Source organism: Tsuneonella amylolytica (genome assembly GCF_003626915.1).
Taxonomy (GTDB): domain Bacteria; phylum Pseudomonadota; class Alphaproteobacteria; order Sphingomonadales; family Sphingomonadaceae; genus Tsuneonella; species Tsuneonella amylolytica.
Window position 1 is genome coordinate 2,650,475 of sequence record NZ_CP032570.1, and the last position, 20,019, is coordinate 2,670,493.

The following is a 20,019-nucleotide window of genomic DNA, read 5'->3' on the forward strand; positions in this document are numbered from 1 at the left end:
TCGGTGTCCTTCACGCCTGTTCCAGCACGTAGAGCCCGGGGGCCGGATCGCCCGCCTCGAAACCCTTGCCGCCCAGCTTCTTCGGGGCGGCCTTCCTGTCGCCCGAACGGCTCTGTACCCATTCCATCCAGAACGGCCACCAGCTTCCGGCGACTTCCTGGGTTCCCTTCAGCCATTCCTTGGCGGTTTCGGGCAGCGCGCCGCCGCCCTTCTGAACGTAGTATTTCGCCTTGGGGTTGCCGGGCGGGTTCAGGATCGCCTGCATGTGGCCCGACTGGCTGAGGACGTACGTCACGTCCTTCGACCCGAAGAGCTGGGTCGACCGGTACGTCGCGCGCCACGGGGTGATATGGTCGGTCACCCCGCCCAGCACGAACAGGTCGGCATCGACCTTCGACAGATCGAGCATGTGGTCGGCGATCTCGACCTCGCCCTTCTTCGTGAAGCCGAGCGTTTCGAACAGTGTCAGGAAATCGCCCATCAGCGTCGCCGACAGGTTCGTGGCATCCGCGTTCCAGAACAGCACGTCGAACGCCGGCGGGTCGTCGCCCATCAGGTAGTTGTTGACTACGTAGTTCCAGATGAGATCGTTCGGGCGCAGCCATGCGAAGCCCCGGCTGAGGTCGTCGCCCTTGATGATGCCGGCCTTCGACGCGCGCTTCTTCGCGAGGTCGAGGCCGTTCTCGGTCATCAGCGAGCCGGCCTCGATGTCGCCCTGCCGGGGATGGAGGACACAGACCATCAGCGTCAGCGTGCCGAGGAGGTCGCTGCCGTCGGCGGCCAGCTTGCTGGCCAGGACGGACGCGGTCTGCCCGCCCGAACAGCCGGCCGACACGTTGACCTTGTCGCTGCCGGTGATCTTCGCGACCGCTTCCATCGCCTCGCGGCAGCTGGCGACGTATTCGGCCATGCCCCACTTGCCCTGATCCTTCGTGGGGTTCTTCCAGCTGATGACGAACGTCTGGATGCCGTTGTCGAGCTGGTACTTCACGACCGACTTTTCCGGGCTGAGATCGTTGATGTACATCTTGTTGATCTGCGGCGGGATCGTGAGCTGCGGGACCGCGTAGACCTCGTCGGTGGTCGGCGCGTACTGGATCAGCTCCATCATCTCGGTCCGCAGGACCACAGCGCCCTTCGACGTCGCGACGTTCTCGCCGATCTTGAACGGTCGCTTGTCGACTTGGCTCACCATCCCCTTGTTGTGGACCATGTCGTTGTAGGCGTTCCTGAGGCCCTTGATCACCGACAGGCCGCCGCTGTCGACCAGCCGCTTCTGCGCGGTGGGATTGCCCAGAAGGGTGTTGGTGGGCGCCATCGCGTCGATGATCATCTGGCTGATGAAGTTCGCCCGGTCGCGCTCGATCGCGTCGAGCTCGAGTTCCTCCAGCCAGTTCTTCATGCCCTTCTGCACGGCGAGGTAGTATTGCGCGCCGGCCCGGAGGAACGGGTTGTACTGCCACGCCGGATCGCGGAACCGCTTGTCCTTGGGGTCGGGGGCGAGATCGGACCGGCCGGTCATGATCCTGACCATGTCCTCGCCCATCGCGGCCGCGTGCTTCATCGTGCGGCCCGGGTCGCTCGCCGTCTCGCGCAGCAGCAGGGCGACTGCACCGGCAAAATCCTCGCGCACCAGGCCGACCATCGGGCCAAGCGCGGAGGTGGACTGCGCGGCTTCGTTCTCGAGCTGTGTGCTCATCGGGTTCTCCGGCTTCCTCTCCCGTTCCGGTTCATGCACCCCGGCCCGGTCCTTGGCAAGCAAGCCGAAGGTGGCACGCCGGCAAGCCCGCATTAACCCTTTCGGGAGCGTTCCGGCCTCCTGACGAGGCGGCTTCGGCGCAGGCTCGTTCTTAACCGAATTTCAAGCGGGCATGGGCAGAAGCCCGCCATGGCCGTCAAGCGCGTCCGACTACCCTCAGCATCCGAAAACGGGCCACCGCCCGGCGATGTTGCGCGCCATGCAGAAGCGCGGGTGTCCCGGCGGCCGGCCAAGCCTGGCTCCCACGAACAACCCGCACCGATCCGGTCGCAAACGGCGCGCCGCCAGCGCGACCGTGGCCGTGCCGAAGAAGCGTTCCAGCGCTCTGCCGCCAAGGCGCTGTTCCCGCCCAACTGGAACCGGCTGGCGATATTCAACGTCAGCGCTCTCGTCTTCGCGACCGTGGCAGGCAGTTCGGTGCCGCCGGTGTTGACGATTGCGTGCACAGTGCTGTCCAGCGCAATCGCGATCGGCGCACAGCGCTTCATGGCGAAGCACCCGCGCCTGTGCATAGGAGCGGCCGGGCGTAACGCTTTCATCATCGGGGCGATCGTGCTGCCGATGATGCTTTTCTCGGTCGGTTTTTCGTACTGGATGCTGGCGGGCAGTCTGAGTTACCACTGGGGTATCGCCGCGCTCATCTCGTTCACTGCGGTCACCACCGCGCTGCTCGGCAACCGGCTCGTCCCGGTGTTCGCGGGAAAGGCGGCGGTCTGGGCGATCTACGCACTGTTCGACGGCTCGCTGTTCGCGCTGGGCGCGTTCGGGGCATCGTGCATCGTGCTGGTGCTCGTCGCGCGCTATCATTCGCGGATCAACCGCGAGGAGGACGAGCGCCAGCGGCTGCTCGAACGCGTACGTAACCGCGCCGAGGATATCCTGCGCGATTATGAGGAAACCGGGCAGGGCTGGTTCTGGGAAACCGACCGCCGCGGCCAGTTGGCTTACGTTTCCGAGAGCGTCGCCGAAGCCGTGGGGCGGTCGAAGGAGCAGCTCGTCGGACGGCCGTTTACCGAACTGTTCGACCTTGCCAGCGACAACCGCGATGGCGAACGGACGCTTCTGTTCCATCTCTCGGCGCGATCGGCCTTTACCGAACTCGCCGTCCGGGCCGCAAGCGAGGAGGAGCGCTGGTGGTCGGTCAACGGCCGGCCGGTCTTCGATGAGTTCCGCAATTTCTGCGGCTTTCGCGGGTCCGGCACCGATCTCACCGAGAAGCGGAGGAATGCAGAGAACGCCTCGCGTCTCGCGCATTTCGATTCGCTCACCGGGCTCGCCAACCGGCTGCAGATGTCGCAGAGCCTCGAGAAAATCCTCGCTGCGCCGAGCGAACGGCACCGCGAGTGCAGCGTCTTCCTGCTCGACCTCGACCGCTTCAAGCACGTGAACGACACGCTCGGTCATCCGGCGGGCGATGCGCTGCTGAAGCAGGTGGCGCAGCGCCTGCTGCGGTCGGTCGGCAAGATGGGCCGCGTGGGGCGTCTGGGCGGCGACGAGTTCGAGGTCATCGTCCCCGGTCGCCACGAACGCGATCGGCTTGGGACGCTTGCCAAGGACATCATCGCCTCGCTGTCGCAGCCCTATTCGATCGAGGGCACGCGGGTCGTGATCGGCGCCTCGCTCGGCATCGCCTGTTCGCCCGATGACGGCACTAGCAGCGAGGAACTGATCCGCGGCGCGGACCTTGCGCTCTACGCCGCGAAGGACGGGGGGCGGGGGCGCTATCACTTCTATTCGGCCGACCTGCACTCGCAGGCCGAGGAACGCGCCCGGCTCGAGGAGGATCTGCGCAATGCAATCGCCAACGGCGAGCTCCAGCTGTACTATCAGCCGGTCGTCCACGCCGCGACCGAGAAGATCGCCGGCTTTGAAGCGCTGCTGCGGTGGGAGCACCCGCAGCAGGGGTGGATGTCGCCGGCCAAGTTCATCCCCATCGCCGAAGAAACGGGCCTGATCGGGACAATCGGCGAATGGGCCATCCGCACGGCCTGCGCCGATCTCGCCACTTGGCCCGAAGATGTCCGCTGCGCGGTCAACGTCTCGCCGGTGCAATTCTCGAACCCTAACCTGCCGGCGATCCTCACCAGTGCGCTCGCGCACGCGCAGGTCGATCCCTCCCGGCTCGAGTTGGAGATCACCGAAAGCGTCTTCCTGTCGGACGACGAGGGGACGGACGCGATGTTCGCCGCGCTGAAGGCCGTGGGCGTACGGCTGGCGCTCGACGATTTCGGCACCGGTTACTCGTCGCTCGGCTATCTGAAGAAGGCGCCCTTCGACAAGATCAAGATCGACCAGAGCTTCGTGCGCGGCGCGACCGAGCCCGGCAGCCGCAACGGGGCGATCATCGCCTCCATCACCAGCCTCGCGCAGGCGCTGGGCATGGACACGACCGCAGAGGGGGTGGAGACTCTCGACGAGCTCGACCTCGTCCGGATGTACGGTTGCAGCCACGTCCAGGGCTACATCTACGAGCGCGCGCTCGATGCGCGGTCCGCGGCGGAACGGCTGCGGACGGGTCTCAATGTGGTAGCCAAGGGTCCGCGGTCCGCGCGGGCCGCGCGCCAGACGACGCTGCGCAAGGTCGTGCTCGAACACGGCAGCCAGTTCTACAGCGGTACCGTGCGCAACGTCTCGGCCACCGGCGCACTGGTGGAGGGGCTGTGGAACGTGCCGGTGGGCACGATCTTCCGCATCGCGTTGTCGGAAGCGCTCAACGTCACCGCCACGACCCGCTGGTGCACGGGTGATCGCATGGGCGTCGAATTCGCCGCTCCTCTGGAACGCGACGGGGCGGGCACGATCGCAGGGCTGGCGGCCGAGCCGCATATGCCGGACCGGCGGGAGCTTCGCCGTTCCGCCTGATGGTTAGCACAAGTTTCATCATTTCGACGTATGTCGCCAGTTCGGCGGTCATGGGGCTTCCGGATTGAGGGTTGATCCCGCACGATGGGCATGCGCAATCTCTTTTCGCGCCAGAGCGGCGCGACCGGCACCGAGGCTCGCGTGTCCGGCGAAATGGAGGCGCGCGAGCGCCTTGCCTTGCTCGACCAGTTCGAACAGGCGGCGCTCGGCTGGTTCTGGGCGACCGATGCCGACAATCACCTGATCTACCTGTCCTCCAGCGCCGCCAGTCAGCTCGGCAGGGCGCAGGGCGAACTCCTGGGTACTTCGCTGTCGGCGATGTTCCTGCCAGACAGTTCCGATGAGGATGGACTTGAAGCACGTCCGCTCGCCTTTCAGTTCAGCGCGCGCAATTCGATATCGGACATGCCGGTTCGCCTCGCCGTCGACGGCGGCGAGATATGGTGGTCGATCAGCGCTCGCCCGCAGATCGACGGCGAAGGCAACTTCCTGGGATACCGAGGCAGCGCGAAGGACATTACCGCGGTCCGCCAGAGCCAGCGCGACGCCTCGCGCCTCGCGCAATACGATTCGCTCACCGGGCTCGCCAATCGCCACCGGATGACCAAACGGCTAACGGCGACGCTCACGGCCTACAAGTCGGCCAAGCGCAGCTGCGCGCTACTGATGCTCGATCTCGATCGCTTCAAGGCGGTCAACGACACGCTCGGCCATCCGGCGGGCGACGAGCTGCTGAAGCAGGTCGCACAGCGGCTGGAGCGCATCGTCGGGACGCGCGGCGAGATCGGGCGGCTGGGCGGCGACGAATTCCAGATCATGCTGCCCGACATCGACGACCGCGGCCGGCTGGGCGAGATCGCCAACAGCGTCATCCAGATGGTGTCGCAGCCCTATTCGCTGGACGGCAGCCGGGCGATCATCGGGACGTCCGTCGGTATCGCGATCGCGCCTTACGACGGCATCGAGACCGACGAACTCGTGAGCAGCGCGGACCTTGCCCTGTATGCGGCGAAGGGCGGCGGCCGGGGCCAGTACCGCTTCTTCTCCAGCGAACTGAAGGACGGCGCCCGGCTGCGTCGGCAGATCGAGGAGGATCTGCGCGACGCGATCCAGACCGATCAGCTCGAACTGCATTTCCAGCCGATCGTCAGGGCGTCCGATCACACGGTGACCTGTCTCGAGGCGCTGGTGCGGTGGAACCACCCCGAACGCGGCTTCATCAGCCCCGGTGAATTCGTCCCGGTGGCCGAGGAGACCAACCTTATCAACGCGCTGGGCGAATGGGTCATGCGGCGTGCCTGCATGGACGCGATGCAGTGGCCCGAACCCTTGCGCGTCGCAGTCAATGTCTCGGCCATCCAGTTTTCGGGCACCGACGTGCCCAAGGTCGTGCGGACCGCGCTCGACCGGTCCGGCCTCGACCCTGCGCGGCTGGAGCTTGAAATCACCGAAAGCGTCTTCCTCGGCGATCCCGAGGGGACGGGCCGGATGCTCAAAGATCTGAAGAAGATGGGCGTGCGTCTCGCGCTCGACGACTTCGGCACCGGGTATTCGTCGCTCGGCTATCTGAGCAGCGCGCCCCTCGACAAGATCAAGATCGACCGCAGCTTCGTCAACGGGCTGACCGAGGACGAGAACAACAACGCGGCGATCATCACCGCGATCGTCAGCCTGGCCGGTGCGCTCAAGATGGAAACCGTGGCCGAGGGGGTGGAAGCGCTCGACGAACTGGCGACCATCACCGAACTCGGCGCCAGTCACGTGCAGGGCTACGTGTTCTCGAAGGCGCTCGACCAGAGTGGATTGATCGAGCGGCTGGAAACCGGGGGTCTGAAGTTCGAACCCCACGGTCCCGCGCGCCACCGTGCCGACCGCCGCTCGACCTATCGCCGGGTAGGCGTCATTCACGGTGATCATCGCTACGACGTCGTGATGAAGAACCTGTCGAAATCCGGTGCGGGCATCGAGGGAATGCTGGATGTGCCGCTGGACACGCCGCTCGTCCTCGATCTCGGCGGCGGGCAACTCGTCGTATCGCGGGTCGTGCGAAGCGAGGGCTACGCGCAAGGGCTGGAGTTCGAACAGAACCTCATCAGCGACGGGGCCGACGGGCTGTGTACCCGGCACCGCATCAGCCCGTATGCGCTGGCCTCGGCCGGCATGCCGCTCGCGGCCCTGCCGCCGGGATCCTACCTGCCGGCCATGACACCCGACGCGCCGCGTTCGAAACCGCAGTTCCTGCAGGTCGACCTTTCCCACGCGAACAAGGCGGCATAGCCAATCGCGGCTGCTGACAGGCGTTCGCGGGGCCGCTAAGGGCGCTCGCGACATGACCGACCTTCAGCGCATCCGCAACTTTTCGATAATTGCACACATCGACCACGGGAAATCCACGCTGGCCGATCGCCTGATCCAGGCGACCGGTGGGCTGAGCGACCGCGAGATGTCCGAGCAGGTGCTCGACAACATGGACATCGAGAAGGAGCGCGGGATCACCATCAAGGCGCAGACCGTGCGCCTCAACTACACCGCTAAGGACGGCGAGACCTACGAGCTCAACCTCATGGACACGCCGGGCCACGTCGACTTCGCCTACGAGGTCAGCCGCTCCCTCGCCGCGTGCGAGGGCGCGCTGCTGGTGGTCGACGCGGCGCAAGGGGTCGAGGCGCAGACGCTCGCCAACGTCTACCAGTCGATCGAGCACGACCACGAGATCGTCCCCGTCATCAACAAGATCGACCTCCCCGCCGCCGAGCCCGAGCAGGTCCGCAAGGAGATCGAGGACATCATCGGCATCGACGCGTCCGAGGCCGTGCTCACATCCGCAAAGTCCGGCATCGGCATCGCCGACACGCTGGAGGCGATCGTCGCCAAGATCCCCCCGCCGAAGGGCGACCGTACCGCGCCGCTGAAGGCCATGCTGGTCGACTCGTGGTACGACCCCTACCTCGGCGTCGTCATCCTCGTGCGGGTGATCGACGGGGTCCTGAAGAAGGGCCTCAGCGTCAAGTTCATGCAGGGCGGCACCGAACACCTCATCGACCGCGTCGGCGCCTTCACCCCCAAGCGCATCGACCTGCCCGAAATCGCCGCGGGCGAGATCGGCTTCATCACCGCGCAGATCAAGGAGGTGGAGCAGGCCCGCGTCGGCGACACCATCACCACGGTGAAGGGCGGGGCGGCCGAGGCGCTGCCCGGCTACAAGGAAGTGCAGCCGGTGGTCTTCTGCGGCCTGTTCCCGGTCGACGCGGCGGACTTCGACAAGCTGCGCGAGAGCATCGCCCGCCTGCGCCTCAACGACGCGAGCTTCTCCTACGAGATGGAATCGAGCGCGGCGCTGGGCTTCGGGTTCCGCTGCGGCTTCCTCGGCCTGCTGCACCTCGAGATCATCCAGGAACGCCTCAGCCGCGAATACGACCTCGACCTCATCACCACCGCACCGAGCGTCATCTACCGCATCCAGCTGCGCGCCAGCCGGACCGACGACGCGCGCGAGATCCTGCTCCACAACCCCGCCGACTATCCCGACCCCAGCCGGATCGAGAGCATCGAGGAACCGTGGATCAAGGCGACGATCTACACGCCGGACGAATACCTCGGCTCCATCCTCAAGCTGTGCCAGGACCGGCGCGGCATCCAGACCGGCCTCACATATGTGGGCGGCCGCGCGCAGGTGAGCTACGAGCTGCCGCTGAACGAGGTGGTGTTCGACTTCTACGACCGGCTGAAATCGATCAGCCGCGGCTACGCCAGCTTCGACTACGAACAGATCGGCCTGCGCGAAGGCGACCTCGTGAAGATGAGCATCCTCGTCAACAACGAGCCGGTCGACGCGCTTTCCCTGATCGTCCACCGCTCGGTCGCCGAGGCGCGCGGGCGCGGCATGTGCGAACGGCTGAAGGACCTCATCCCCCGCCACCTGTTCAAGATCCCCATCCAGGCCGCGATCGGCGGCAAGGTGATCGCCCGCGAAACCATCGCCGCCCTGCGCAAGGACGTGACCGCCAAGTGCTATGGCGGCGACATCAGCCGCAAGAAGAAGCTGCTGGAGAAGCAGAAGAAGGGCAAGGCGCGGATGCGGGAGTACGGGAACGTAAGCATCCCGCAGGAGGCGTTTATTGCGGCGTTGCGGATGGGGGAAGAATGAAGCCCCGCGCCTAGCGCAGGCGTTTGCGCAGCAAGCGGCAAGCTAGAAGCGAGAGGCTGTAATTCCGGCCGGGGGCCGGCGGGCCTCAGCCCGTCCGAGCCCTTCGACGACGAAGCTGCGGCTTTGCCGCGGCTGGAGTGTCCCGCATCTGTGCAGCGCATGCATATCCTGAATGAGAAGATGCTCGAAAGATAGATTCAGTCATGCAACTAGATACTGTGACAACTCACTCATGCTCAAATCACTATTGTCCGAAATCTTCTTTAATTCGATATTTCCCGCCGTGTTTCTGCCATCTTGCCAACACCGCTTAGTCCAGTAATTTCCTTTTGCTGTCGTCAGGTCTGCATACTCAAATTGGAGAACCGCAGCGCCGATATGATCTTCCGAATCCGTAATCGCTCTGGTCGGGTTTTCTTGCCTGTAAGTGTAAGTGAGGTCGTAGCTGTCCGACCTTTCATCCCGTTCTATGCCTGTTGACATCGCACAGGACTTAGAATCAGTGTTAGACTGATAGCTAACAATCCGAATACCGAAGACCGTGCATTTAATTTGAATAACAATGGGGCTGGGCTTCAGTTCAAGTTCAAACAAATCCTCCAAGTTCATTGCGGTATTCTCGCTTGCAGCGCTCCTAAGGCGCTCGATAGCCGCCCAGTTCGATCTCGCGGTCCCGACCCAGACTCCGTTTAGGTCGGGAAAAAGCCATCGATTTAATGCTGGTGCGGTACGCCAGACAATACGCCAAGGCGAATATCTGGCATGACTGGCAAAAAACGCGCTGAGAGCCAGAATTGCGACGCTTGCCGCGCTCGAGGCCAAGCGGAGCGCTGGGACTTTGATGCCAAGTGGCTCGAGAATCTTGGTCGAGGACAAGAGAACCAATCCAAAGGCAAACAGGCTCATCGTCCACAGCCATTTAGGGATCACGCGTTGCATCGGTTCCTCTTTGTCCCAAGCTAAGCCTTGTAGGTTAGAGTGGCGGGATCTATCTTTGATGTCCAGCGGACAGAGGCAGAGCATGTTTGACTATTCCAAGAAAATAACGCGCTTCCATGATGATCATGTCACCCTGACCATGTCCCTCCGGAGGGACATGAAGACCCGGCGCGACAACAACAAAAAGCGGATTGTCGATGGGTTGGGCGAATTGGAAAAGCCCAGTGTCATCGAATGGATCAACCAAGGGGGCTATGCTCAGCAAACGATGACCCAGCCTCCGGAGGGCGATGAGGAAAGTCGTTACGACATCGATATGGGCGCGGTGTTCGCCGAGGGTGAATCGAAAACTCCGACCACCACGAAGAATTGGGTTAGAGACGCCATCGCCACCAAGGCGACGAATATGAAAAATGATCCAGTCTCGAAGCCTAAATGTGTTCGAGTGGTTTACGCAGATGGATACCAATGTGATTTCCCTGTCTTTCGAACGGCGCCAGCAACGACGGAAGGATATGAGCTGGCGGCCGGCGACACTTGGGTAGCATCCGACCCAAAAAGCATGAACGCTTGGATCGATGAGCGCGTTTTGACGCTCAGTCCGGACAGCTCCGGCGTTTGCCAGCTACGTCAAGTGATCAGACTGACAAAGTATTTCTCGAAGGTGAAATCCTTCAAAAAGGGGCTTAAATATCCTTCAGGGCTTCTGGCGACAGCTATCGCCATCGAGTGCTATACCTCGTCTGAAGGGAGACTCGACCATGCATTTCGTGAAACCCTGCGGTGCATTTCACTCCGCTCAAAATATTCGGCGGTTTTCGCCAACGGCATTCAGATATCTGATCAAAAGGACGCAGACCGCATTCAGCGGTTGATTGACAGCGCAAAGGATGCGGTGTCACACCTAGACGGATTGGAAGACGATGTGCCGGATGAGGAAGTTGCTAGAAAGGCGTGGAAGAAGGTCTTCCAGCATTCATTCTTCAATGAAACTGAATTTAAGTCGGCTGCGCTTGCTGCAAGCGGTGCAGCATTTGGCATTTCTGCAGGGGAGCAAAAAGCTCACGCGCTCTCCGCAGCATCTTCGATGAAGAACGAAGGTATCGCATCTAAACCTTATGCCAGTGACTACGAGTAAGCCCAACCAACACGATGCCCTATTTGCCGAGATCAGGGAGGCGCTCAACGCTCATCAGCCTCAGTTGGAAGCTACCCTCGATAAGGACTGTATAAGAATCAAAGGTACGTTCGTTTGTTTCGACGGTAACTACCCTTTTGATCAATATCAGATAGAAGTAGTGGTGCCGTGGCTTTTTCCGGAAAAGGAGCCTGGAGTTTGGGAAACCGAAGAACGAATTCCCCGGACGGTAGACAGGCACATTTATCCTTCCAGCGGACGCTGCTGTTTGGGACTATGGGAAGTCTGGCTTGTTAAAAATCCAACGCCTACGTTTGCCCGATTTTTGACCACCCATATGCACTCGTACTTTGTTGGACAGACAGTTTTCGAATGCACCGGTGAATGGGTATTTGGCGAGGAGTCTCACTCACCCGAGGGGATCGCCGAATCCTATTTTGAGGCGATCGACTTCCCAGAGGAATCTGATCGAGGCCATTTTTTTAGGCTGCTTACAGCACCCCTCCTGCAACAAAACCCAAGGTGCCCTTGTGGGAGCGGAGAGCGCTTGAGTAACTGTCACAAATCGTATCTGAGGGACTTACGGCGCCGAATTCCAGCAGCAGTGCGTAAGGCAATGCACAAGCGGCTAGAAACGAAGTCGCTAAACAAGCGCTGAGTTTGCCGCCCCAGCGCCGCCACGCGCCGCTCCGCGATTGCGGTGCAATCGCTTCGTCCGTCCCATGACGTCGAACGGGTCGGCTGCGCCGCCCGCCGGCCGGCTCGCTCAATGCGCTGCGCGCACCGGTTCGTAACGCGTTGCTTGGCTAGCCAAGCTTTGGCGTTACTCGCCTTCTAGCGACCTCCAATCATCCTCCCCTGCATCAAACGGCTCCAGTTCCTCAACCGGGTCGCCGTCGCCGTTGACGTCCATGCAGTCGCCGACGGGGGACCAGTCCTTGTCCGGGGGCATTATCACGAAGTCGGTGAGTGGGTCGTCCTCGGGCTTGCCGTCCTGCTCGGCGCGGTGCCAGGCGGCGAGTTCGGACAGCTTGGCCTGCATCGCCTCGATCTCGGGCAGGGTCATCGCCACCGGATCGAAGTGTTCGATCATCGCGGCGTTCATGTCGTCCTTCTCGGCCTGCGAGTGGACGGGCATGGTGATGGACATGGGGTTCCCGGAGAGCCGATCCGCGCCCGGGTCGAAGTAGCTGGCGGAGAGGCGGCGGCCGTCCTGCCCTCGCATGTTCATCCGCAGGCAGAACATCAGTAGCCGGTCGTTCTTCACGCGGCGGAAGCCTTTCAGCTTGCCGCCGACGAACACGGGGGAGAGCTGGCCGTTCAATGCGCGGTCGAACGCCTCGTCCTTCAGCCGCTGGACTCCGAAGTCCAGCGCGGCCTCCCATGCGCGGCGGAAGCTCTCGCTGCCGCGCTGGCGGCGGAGGTAGTAGGCGCCCTCGGGGCTCATGTTGACGTGCATCGCGGCGCGCTTGACCGATCCCGTGTCGGCGAGTGCCCCGATGAAGGCGCGCTGGCGCTCGGGCGTCCAGCCGTCATGCCGGAACTTGCGGGGGACGGGTTCGAAGGTGGGAGGTGGTGGCCGGCGGCCTCCATCTCGGCGATCGGGGTGCGGGTTTCGCGCGGGTCTTTCCGGCGGGTCATCGGCGTCTCCTGAAGGCAACCCTTCAGGGTGGAGCAGATTTCGGCCGTGTAGGAAAATCGCCCGCGCTCAAGCAGCGCGACGGAAACTCAGTTCACCTTGGCGTATTCGGTCTCGACCTTCTTGAACTGGCTGTTCGTCTGCTGGCCGAGCAGCAGGAACGCGCCGATCGCCGCGATCGATATGACCGAGGCGATGATGGCGTATTCGACCGCGGATGTGCCGGCGGTATCGGCGATGAGCTTGCGGAACATGCGGGGGCATCCCTTCCCTGGATACGCTCTTTTAGCGCGCACAGGGTAAGGAAGCGGTTAACCACGGCCCCGGGGCGGTTACCTGCCGGGCGGTTGCGGGCGGGGGAGGGGGCCGCCAACTTCACTTTGCGTTCACGCGGGCGGCGGTTATAGGCGCAGCCCTATGCAGACACCCGCCCACGCCGCCGTCTCCGCGCGCGCGCCCGCCCGGATCGCTCCCACCCGGCTCGTCATGGCCGCCGCCGTCCTCGGTGCCTCGCTTGTCGTCGCCGGCTGCGCGGGCAAGGGCGGGGTGCAGGACACCGCCTACGTCGCGCGCGATGTGGAAACGCTCTACGCCTCGGCGAAGGACCGGCTCGACCGCGGCCAGCCCAAGGTCGCCGCCGCCCTGTTCGACGAGGTGGAGCGCCAGCATCCCTACTCGCCGTGGGCCCGCCGCGCGCAGCTGATGAGCGCGTTCAGCTATTATGTGGCGGCCGATTACGACAAGGCAGTGCAGAGCGCGCAGCGCTTCCTGTCGATCCATCCGGGCAACAAGGACGCGCCGTACGCGTACTACCTGATCGCATTGAGCTACTACGAGCAGATCAGCGACGTGACCCGCGACCAGAAGGTGACCGAGCAGACGCGGACGGCGCTCAACGAACTCGTCCGCCGCTATCCCGCGACCGAATACGCGAGCGATGCCAAGCTCAAGCTCGACCTGGTGGAGGACAACCTGGCGGGCAAGGAAATGGAGATCGGCCGCTTCTACGAACGCAGCGGCAACTGGCTGGCGGCGCAGATCCGCTTCCAGAACGTGGTCGACAACTTCCAGACCACCAGCCACGCACCCGAAGCGCTCTACCGCCTGACCGAGACGAGCCTGGCGCTGGGCATCCCGACCGAGGCGGTGAAGTACGCGGCGGTTCTGGGGACGAACTACCCCGGCAGCGAATGGTACGAGAAGGCCTACGCCCTCGTGCAGAAGAACGCGAGCGGGGTTACGGCAAGCTAAACCTTTGGGCGACGCAGTGCCGGGCGAAACCCGGCGTTAACCGCGTTCGCAGGATGAAATTAACCATGAAAAGCGCGCGTTAGCGCCGGTCACCGCGGGCTTTCCACAGGCCATGGTTACGATTTCTTTTTGATTCGGTCCGATATGGTGCGGTGACCACGGGTTATCGCAGAGGAGCGTCGCACGCTTCGTATGGGCCACACGGCTGACAATATCGCAAGAGTGGAACGCGTCGGCGACCGCGATTTCCTCGCGCGTCTGCGTGGCCGGCTGCCGTGGGGACGGCGGGAGAAGTCGGAAAAGACGCGGTCGCCGGCCGCTCTGCGGAAGCGGATCGCGATATGGGCGATCGGCATCGGACTGGTCGCGGGCGCGATCGATTTGCCGAGGCCGCTGGAGGATCTGTACCGCCTGGCCCGCTTAACCGCTCATCCTCAAGACGCAGATGGCAGAACGGTGATCGTGGCTATCGACGATCGATCCCTTTCGGAATTGGGAACGCGCGATCCCTTGCGGGGCGACGACGCCCGCCTGATCGATCGACTGGTGGCAGACGGCGCCAAACGCGTGGTCTTCGATCGCGCCTTTGCCGATCTGTCCACACCGGCCGAAGACGCCAAGCTCATTGCTGCGCTCGATCGTCATCGGGGGCGCGTCTTCATCGGATCGACCCCGGAAGTGGAAGTCGGTCTCGTGCAGGCCGGCGAGCAGTTGATTACCCATGAACGCTTCCGCGAAAAGGCGATCATGGTGTCCATGATGGGGCGACAGGGGCCGCTGGGGTTGGCCTGGAAGCTTCCGACGTCGTCGATGATCGACGGCAAAAAGCGGAAATCCATCTCCGCCTTGCTCGCGGAGACGGATCGCGAGACCGAATACTATCGGCCCGACTTTTCCATACGAGCTGACACCATCCCGATGTATTCGTACATCGATGTCCTGCGGGGCAAGGTCGATCGGGCAGACATAGCCGGCCGCGATATAATCGTCGCTCCAGCAAATCTTACCTCGCCCGACCGCTATTACATGCAACTCATCGACTCGATCCTCGGATCGCAAATCCATGCCATCGGTGCACAGACCCTCAGGGAGCGCTTTCCGATCGACCTCGGATGGTTGCCGGGGTTCATCATCGCTGGCGCATTTGTCGTCTGGCAGTCCCGGCAGAAACTGCGCACTCGCAAAAGCTCTGCGCTCGTAATCGGTTTGCTCGCGGCTGCGCCCTTCGCTGCGGACCTGGCGAACATCAACTTCGAGGTGATGCCGGGGTTGGTGTGCATGTTGTATGGCTCGATCCGCCATGCCAGCCTCGTCCGCCGGACATATCGCGGCGACACGCACTTGCTTCGCATCGAGCAGTTGCATTCCGCCCGCCACGAAGCCGATTGCGATGTCATCGCCCTGAAGCTTCGCAATTTCGCGACGATCAGCACGATCCTGTCTCCGAAGGAAATCGAAACCCTGCTGGAAAAAGTGCAGGGGATGCTGAAAGCGGCGGAAGGAAGCGCGCAGCTCGCATTCGACCGGGATACGATCGTCTGGTTGCGTCCGGCATTGCGCCGTGACGAGCGGGAGGATCACTTGCGCGGTCTTCATGCCCTTTTCCGGACGAGCATTCCGGTCGGTAATCAGATGCCCGCCGTCGCCACCGCAGCAGGCCTGGATGCCAATTACGAGTTGCCGTTGCGCGAACGCATCGAAGGGGCAATCCAGAATGCCGAAGACGCCTCGACCCACGGCAAACTGTTTATAATCGGCGAAGGCGAGGCAGGGGAGGACCGGGCCTGGCGGTTGGGGTTCTTCGCCGAGTTGACCAATGCGATGGACACCGGCGACATCGAGGTGCGGTTTCAGCCGAAGGTCCGTCTCGCTACCGGAGAGATAGTGGGAGCAGAAGCACTTCTGCGCTGGAACCACCCCACGCGGGGCGCGATCGATCCGACGGAAATCGTTTCGTTCGCCGAAGACCACAACCGCATCGATGTGGTGACACGATACGTCCTCGACCAATCGCTTTCGCAGGCGAAGGCGGCAATCGCGCGCGATCCGGCATTCAAGATCGCCGTCAATGTGTCGGCACTGGACCTGCGCGATCCGGGGTTTGCGCGCGATGTCGCCAAGCGGCTGCGGATTCACGACTTCCCCGCAAGCAATCTAATCCTTGAGATTACCGAAACTGCACCGATCGACAGCAACGTGACGGCCAGTTCGGTTCTTCTAGAACTGAAACGTATGGGCGTTCGCCTGTCCGTGGACGATTTCGGAACCGGACATGCGTCGCTCCACTATTTGCGGCAGATCCCCAGTCACGAGGTCAAGATCGACCGAAGCTTCATATCGGGCATGATCGATTCTACCGAAGATCGGGCGCTGGTGAAGACCGCGATCGACATGATCCATTCGTTGGGACGGCTTGCCGTCGCGGAAGGGGTCGAGACGCAGGAAGTTGTCGACGCGCTCGTCGAACTCGGTTGCGACAAGGGACAGGGATATTTCTTTTCGCGCGCCGTTCCGATGGCCGAACTGCTGCCGAAGCTAAGCAGAGGGGCGCTCGCGGCCTAGGACTTGCAAAGTGTTTACGACCTGTTAACTATCCCTGTTAGCACATGGGGTGCGCAACAGGAGATTTACCATGTCCATTTGGAACTGGTTTGATCGAGTTCTCGGCGGTCGTTGATCACCTGATCGGCGCTGCAAAAAGCCCCGGCAATGCCGGGGCTTTTTATTTGTCCGGCGTATACGTGCGTGGTCACGCAGGCGCCCTGGCCTTCTCCGCGCGATCGACGATGCCGCTCAAGCCCTTGGTTAATTGAAATAAACCATTGAGCCGGGACTGCGGATCGTTCCAAGGGCGGGCCAGCGACAGCTTCATGTCGGGGCGCAGTTTCGCGCTTTCTCCCACCCGTCCGATCCATGCCAGCAGGCCCGCCGGATCCGGGAACTGGTCACGGTGGAAGGTCACCAAAGTGCCGCGTGCTCCCACGTCGATTCGCGCGATGTTGGCGCGAATCGCCTGATTCTTGATCTCGATCAGCTTGACCAGATTCGCCGCAGGGGCGGGCAGGGGGCCGAACCGGTCGATCATTTCGGCGGCCAGCGCCTCGATCTCGCCCTTGTCCTTCGCGTCGTTGAGGCGGCGGTATAGTCCCATGCGGACCGCCAGGTCGGGTACGTACTCCTCCGGGATCGAGATCGGCGCATCGACGGTGATCTGCGGCGACGGGCCCGCCTCGCGCTCCAGCCCCATGTCGCCCGCCTTGGCCGCCAGGATCGCGTCCTCCAGCATCGACTGGTAGAGTTCGAAACCGACCTCGCGGATGTGGCCGGACTGCTCGTCGCCCAGCAGGTTGCCCGCGCCGCGGATGTCGAGATCGTGGCTGGCGAGCTGGAAGCCGGCCCCCAGGCTGTCGAGATCGCCGAGCACCTTCAGGCGCTTCTCCGCGACCTCGCTCAACGCGGTGTCGGCGGGTGTGGTGAGATACGCGTAGGCGCGCACCTTCGACCGACCGACGCGACCGCGCAATTGGTAGAGCTGGGCGAGACCGAAGCGGTCCGCCCGGTGGATCACGATCGTGTTGGCGCTCGGAATGTCGAGCCCGCTTTCCACGATCGTCGTCGACAGCAGGACCTCGTACTTGCCGTCGTAGAACGCGCTCATCCGCTCCTCGACCTCGGTCGGCGACATCTGACCGTGCGCGCTGATCGACTTCACCTCCGGTACGTGTTTCGCCAGCCATTCCTCGATCTCGGGCATGTCGGCGATGCGTGGGACGACGATGAAGCTCTGCCCGCCGCGGTGATGTTCGCGCAGCAGCGCCTCGCGCATCACCATGTCGTCCCATTCCATCACGTAGGTCCGCACCGCCAGGCGGTCGACCGGCGGGGTCTGGATAGTGGACAGCTCACGCAAGCCGCTCATCGCCATCTGCAGCGTGCGGGGAATGGGCGTGGCGGTGAGCGTGAGGACGTGGACGTCGGCGCGCAGCTGCTTGAGCTTTTCCTTGTGGGTGACGCCGAAGCGCTGTTCCTCGTCCACGATCACGAGACCGAGGTTCTTGAACTCGGTCGATTTCGACAGGATCGCGTGGGTCCCGACGACGACGTCGATGTCGCCCGACTTGAGGCCGGCGCGGGTTTCGCCGCTTTCCTTCGCTCCGACCAGCCGGCTGAGCCGCCCGACCTTGAGCGGGAAGCCGGAAAAGCGCGCGGCGAAGTTCTCGTAATGTTGGCGCGCGAGAAGCGTCGTCGGTGCGACGACCGCGACCTGCCGCCCGCTCATCGCGGTGGCGAATGCGGCGCGCAGCGCGACCTCTGTCTTGCCGAAGCCGACATCGCCGCAGACCAGCCGGTCCATCGGCTTGCCGCTGGCGAGATCCTCCAGCACTTCGTCGATCGCGCGGTCCTGGTCATCGGTTTCCTGCCACGGGAAGCGGTCGACGAACTGGTCGAAGCTTGCGCTTTCGGTTTCCACCACCGCGGCCTTGCGGAGCGAACGGGCCGCCGCCGTGCGAAGGAGTTCGTGCGCGATCTCGCGGATGCGCTCCTTCAGCCGGCTGCGGCGGCGCTGCCACGATTCACCTCCCAGCCGGTCGAGCGGCACGGCCTGCTCGCTGCTGCCGTATCGGCTCAGGACCTCGAGATTCTCGACAGGGACGTAGAGCTTGTCGCCCCCGGCATATTCCAGCATCACGCAGTCGTGCTGGCTCTTGCCAACCGGGATCGGTTCGAGGCCCAGGTACTTGCCGATGCCGTGGTCCAGGTGGACGACGAGATCGCCGGCATTCAGCGCCTGCAGTTCGGCGAGAAAGGCATCGGCGCTCTTGCGCTTCTTCTTGCGCCGGACGAGCCGGTCGCCGAGCACGTCGGCTTCGGTAATGAGGTCGATGTCGTCGTTCGCGAAGCCGGACTCGAGCGGGAGGACGAGCGCCACGGGCTTGCCCCCACCCGACTTGTTTGGCGCGCTCAGCCCGAGCGCTTCCTGCCAGGTATCGGCCAGTTCCATCGGCGCGCCCGCTTCCCCCACGATCGAGGCGATGCGCGCGCGGCTGCCCTTGGAATAAGTCGCGAGAAGGGGGCGCTTGCCGGCTTTCGAAACCGTCTTCAGGTGATCGGCGGTGGCGGCATAGACGTTGTCACCGCGGGTGCGTTCGGGGGCGAAATCGCGGCCTGAGCGGAAACCGAAGTCGACGACGCCCGCCCCTTCCGGCTCGGCGAAGATCGACGCCCGGTGCATCGGCAGGCCGGCGAGGGCGGCGTCGAATTCGCCTTTCGACAGGTAAAGCGCATCCTCGGGCAGCGGACGGTAGGTGCCGTCCTCGCGCTGGCGATGGTAGTCGGCGATGTCCGTCAGCCGCTCGTCCGCCGCGCCGATGGCGGCGGCGTCGATGACGACTATGTCGCCGCCCGACAGGTGATCGAACAGGGTCGCCATCCGGTCCTCGAACAGCGGTAGCCAGTGTTCCATGCCCGCCAGCCGCCGCCCGTCGCTCACCGCCTGGTAGAGGGGGTCCTGCGTGGCGTTGGCGCCGAACATCTCGCGGTAGCGCGTGCGGAACCGCTTGATCGTGTCCTCGCCCAACAACGCCTCGCTGGCTGGCAGCAGCAGGTGACGGTCGATCACCCCGGTCGTCATCTGCGTGGTCGGATCGAACAGGCGCAGCGATTCGAGCTCGTCGCCGAAGAAATCGAGCCGCAGGCCGGCTTCGAGGCCGCTGGGGAAGAGGTCGAAGATCGAGCCGCGCACCGCGAACTCGCCGTGATCGATGACGGTGTCGGTGCGGCCGTAGCCCTGCCGCTGAAGCAGCGCGATGAGCGAATCATGGCCGATCTCCATTCCCGGCTTCAGCTCGCGCACCGCTTCGCGCACGCGGAACGGGGTGAGCACGCGCTGGAGCAGCGCATTGACGGTGGTGACGAGCAGCTGGCTCCCCGTCTTTCCGGCCTGCAACCGGTGGAGCGCCGCCAGCCGCCGTGCGCTGACCGACAGGGCAGGACTGGCGCGGTCGTAGGGGAGGCAGTCCCACGCGGGAAACTCGATCACCTCGAGTTCGGGCGCGAAGAACCGAGCCGCTTCGGCCACCGCGCTCATCCCCGCATCGTCGGGCGCGACGAACACCGCCCGTCCGTTCGCAGCTCGTGCGAGGTCGGCCATCACCAGCGGCTGTGCGCCGCGCGGGATCGAGGCGAGCGTCAGCGGCGCGGTGGCGGACAGGATCTTCTGAAGGTCGGGCATCGGGTTTCCTGTCTCGGTTCGCGTATCGCGGGCACGCGCGGCGGCCCCGTCC

General features: G+C 63.6%; 11 protein-coding genes. 6 read left to right on the forward strand and 5 right to left on the reverse strand.

The features are described 5' to 3' along the window. Positions 1-10: 10 nt before the first annotated feature. Complete coding sequence (locus D4766_RS12980) at positions 11-1,699, reverse strand: PHA/PHB synthase family protein (RefSeq protein WP_120717827.1); 1,689 nt, start codon at positions 1,697-1,699, stop codon at positions 11-13. A 273-nt stretch (positions 1,700-1,972) separates the two neighbouring features. Between D4766_RS12980 and D4766_RS12985 the strand changes: the two genes are divergently transcribed. The 3 genes from D4766_RS12985 to lepA all read left to right on the forward strand — a co-directional run bounded on the left by D4766_RS12985 (position 1,973) and on the right by lepA (position 8,768). Beyond that, positions 1,973-4,621 (forward strand): EAL domain-containing protein, encoded by a 2,649-nt coding sequence (locus D4766_RS12985; RefSeq protein WP_234024816.1) that lies wholly within the window; start codon positions 1,973-1,975, stop codon positions 4,619-4,621. A gap of 90 nt (positions 4,622-4,711) precedes the next feature. After that, a complete protein-coding gene (locus D4766_RS12990) occupies positions 4,712-6,898 on the forward strand; it encodes a putative bifunctional diguanylate cyclase/phosphodiesterase (protein ID WP_234024817.1) in 2,187 nt (728 codons plus the stop codon). 52 nt (positions 6,899-6,950) lie between these two features. Next, positions 6,951-8,768, forward strand: coding sequence for a translation elongation factor 4 (lepA, locus tag D4766_RS12995; protein ID WP_120717829.1), 1,818 nt, complete (start codon positions 6,951-6,953; stop codon positions 8,766-8,768). Between the two features lie 201 nt (positions 8,769-8,969). On the opposite strand, the gene D4766_RS13890 is transcribed toward lepA, so the two are convergent. Beyond that, a complete protein-coding gene (locus D4766_RS13890) occupies positions 8,970-9,707 on the reverse strand; it encodes a Cap15 family cyclic dinucleotide receptor domain-containing protein (RefSeq protein ID WP_162935771.1) in 738 nt (245 codons plus the stop codon). Positions 9,708-9,789: 82 nt separating this feature from the next. Between D4766_RS13890 and D4766_RS13000 the strand changes: the two genes are divergently transcribed. Beyond that, positions 9,790-10,845 carry a cyclic GMP-AMP synthase DncV-like nucleotidyltransferase gene (locus D4766_RS13000; RefSeq protein WP_162935772.1) on the forward strand — a complete coding sequence of 352 codons (1,056 nt, stop codon included), beginning with the start codon at positions 9,790-9,792 and terminating at the stop codon, positions 10,843-10,845. Positions 10,846-11,668: 823 nt separating this feature from the next. Here the strand turns inward: D4766_RS13000 and D4766_RS13005 are convergent. Together D4766_RS13005 and D4766_RS13010 are read right to left on the reverse strand one after the other, a co-directional pair. Next, complete coding sequence (locus tag D4766_RS13005; protein WP_120717831.1) at positions 11,669-12,304, reverse strand: hypothetical protein; 636 nt, start codon at positions 12,302-12,304, stop codon at positions 11,669-11,671. 269 nt (positions 12,305-12,573) lie between these two features. Then, positions 12,574-12,738, reverse strand: a complete 165-nt coding sequence (locus tag D4766_RS13010) for a Flp family type IVb pilin (RefSeq protein WP_120717832.1) — start codon at positions 12,736-12,738, stop codon at positions 12,574-12,576. 163 nt (positions 12,739-12,901) lie between these two features. Here D4766_RS13010 and bamD point away from each other — a divergent pair, with 163 nt between their 5' ends. Both bamD and D4766_RS13020 read left to right on the forward strand, forming a co-directional pair. Beyond that, positions 12,902-13,735, forward strand: coding sequence for an outer membrane protein assembly factor BamD (gene bamD / locus D4766_RS13015; protein WP_120717833.1), 834 nt, complete (start codon positions 12,902-12,904; stop codon positions 13,733-13,735). Between the two features lie 222 nt (positions 13,736-13,957). Then, on the forward strand, positions 13,958-16,297 hold the full coding sequence (locus tag D4766_RS13020; protein WP_162935773.1) for an EAL domain-containing protein: 2,340 nt from the start codon (positions 13,958-13,960) through the stop codon (positions 16,295-16,297). Between the two features lie 187 nt (positions 16,298-16,484). Here the strand turns inward: D4766_RS13020 and mfd are convergent, their stop codons facing one another. Then, on the reverse strand, positions 16,485-19,967 hold the full coding sequence (gene mfd, locus D4766_RS13025) for a transcription-repair coupling factor (RefSeq protein WP_120717835.1): 3,483 nt from the start codon (positions 19,965-19,967) through the stop codon (positions 16,485-16,487). Positions 19,968-20,019: the final 52 nt, after the last annotated feature.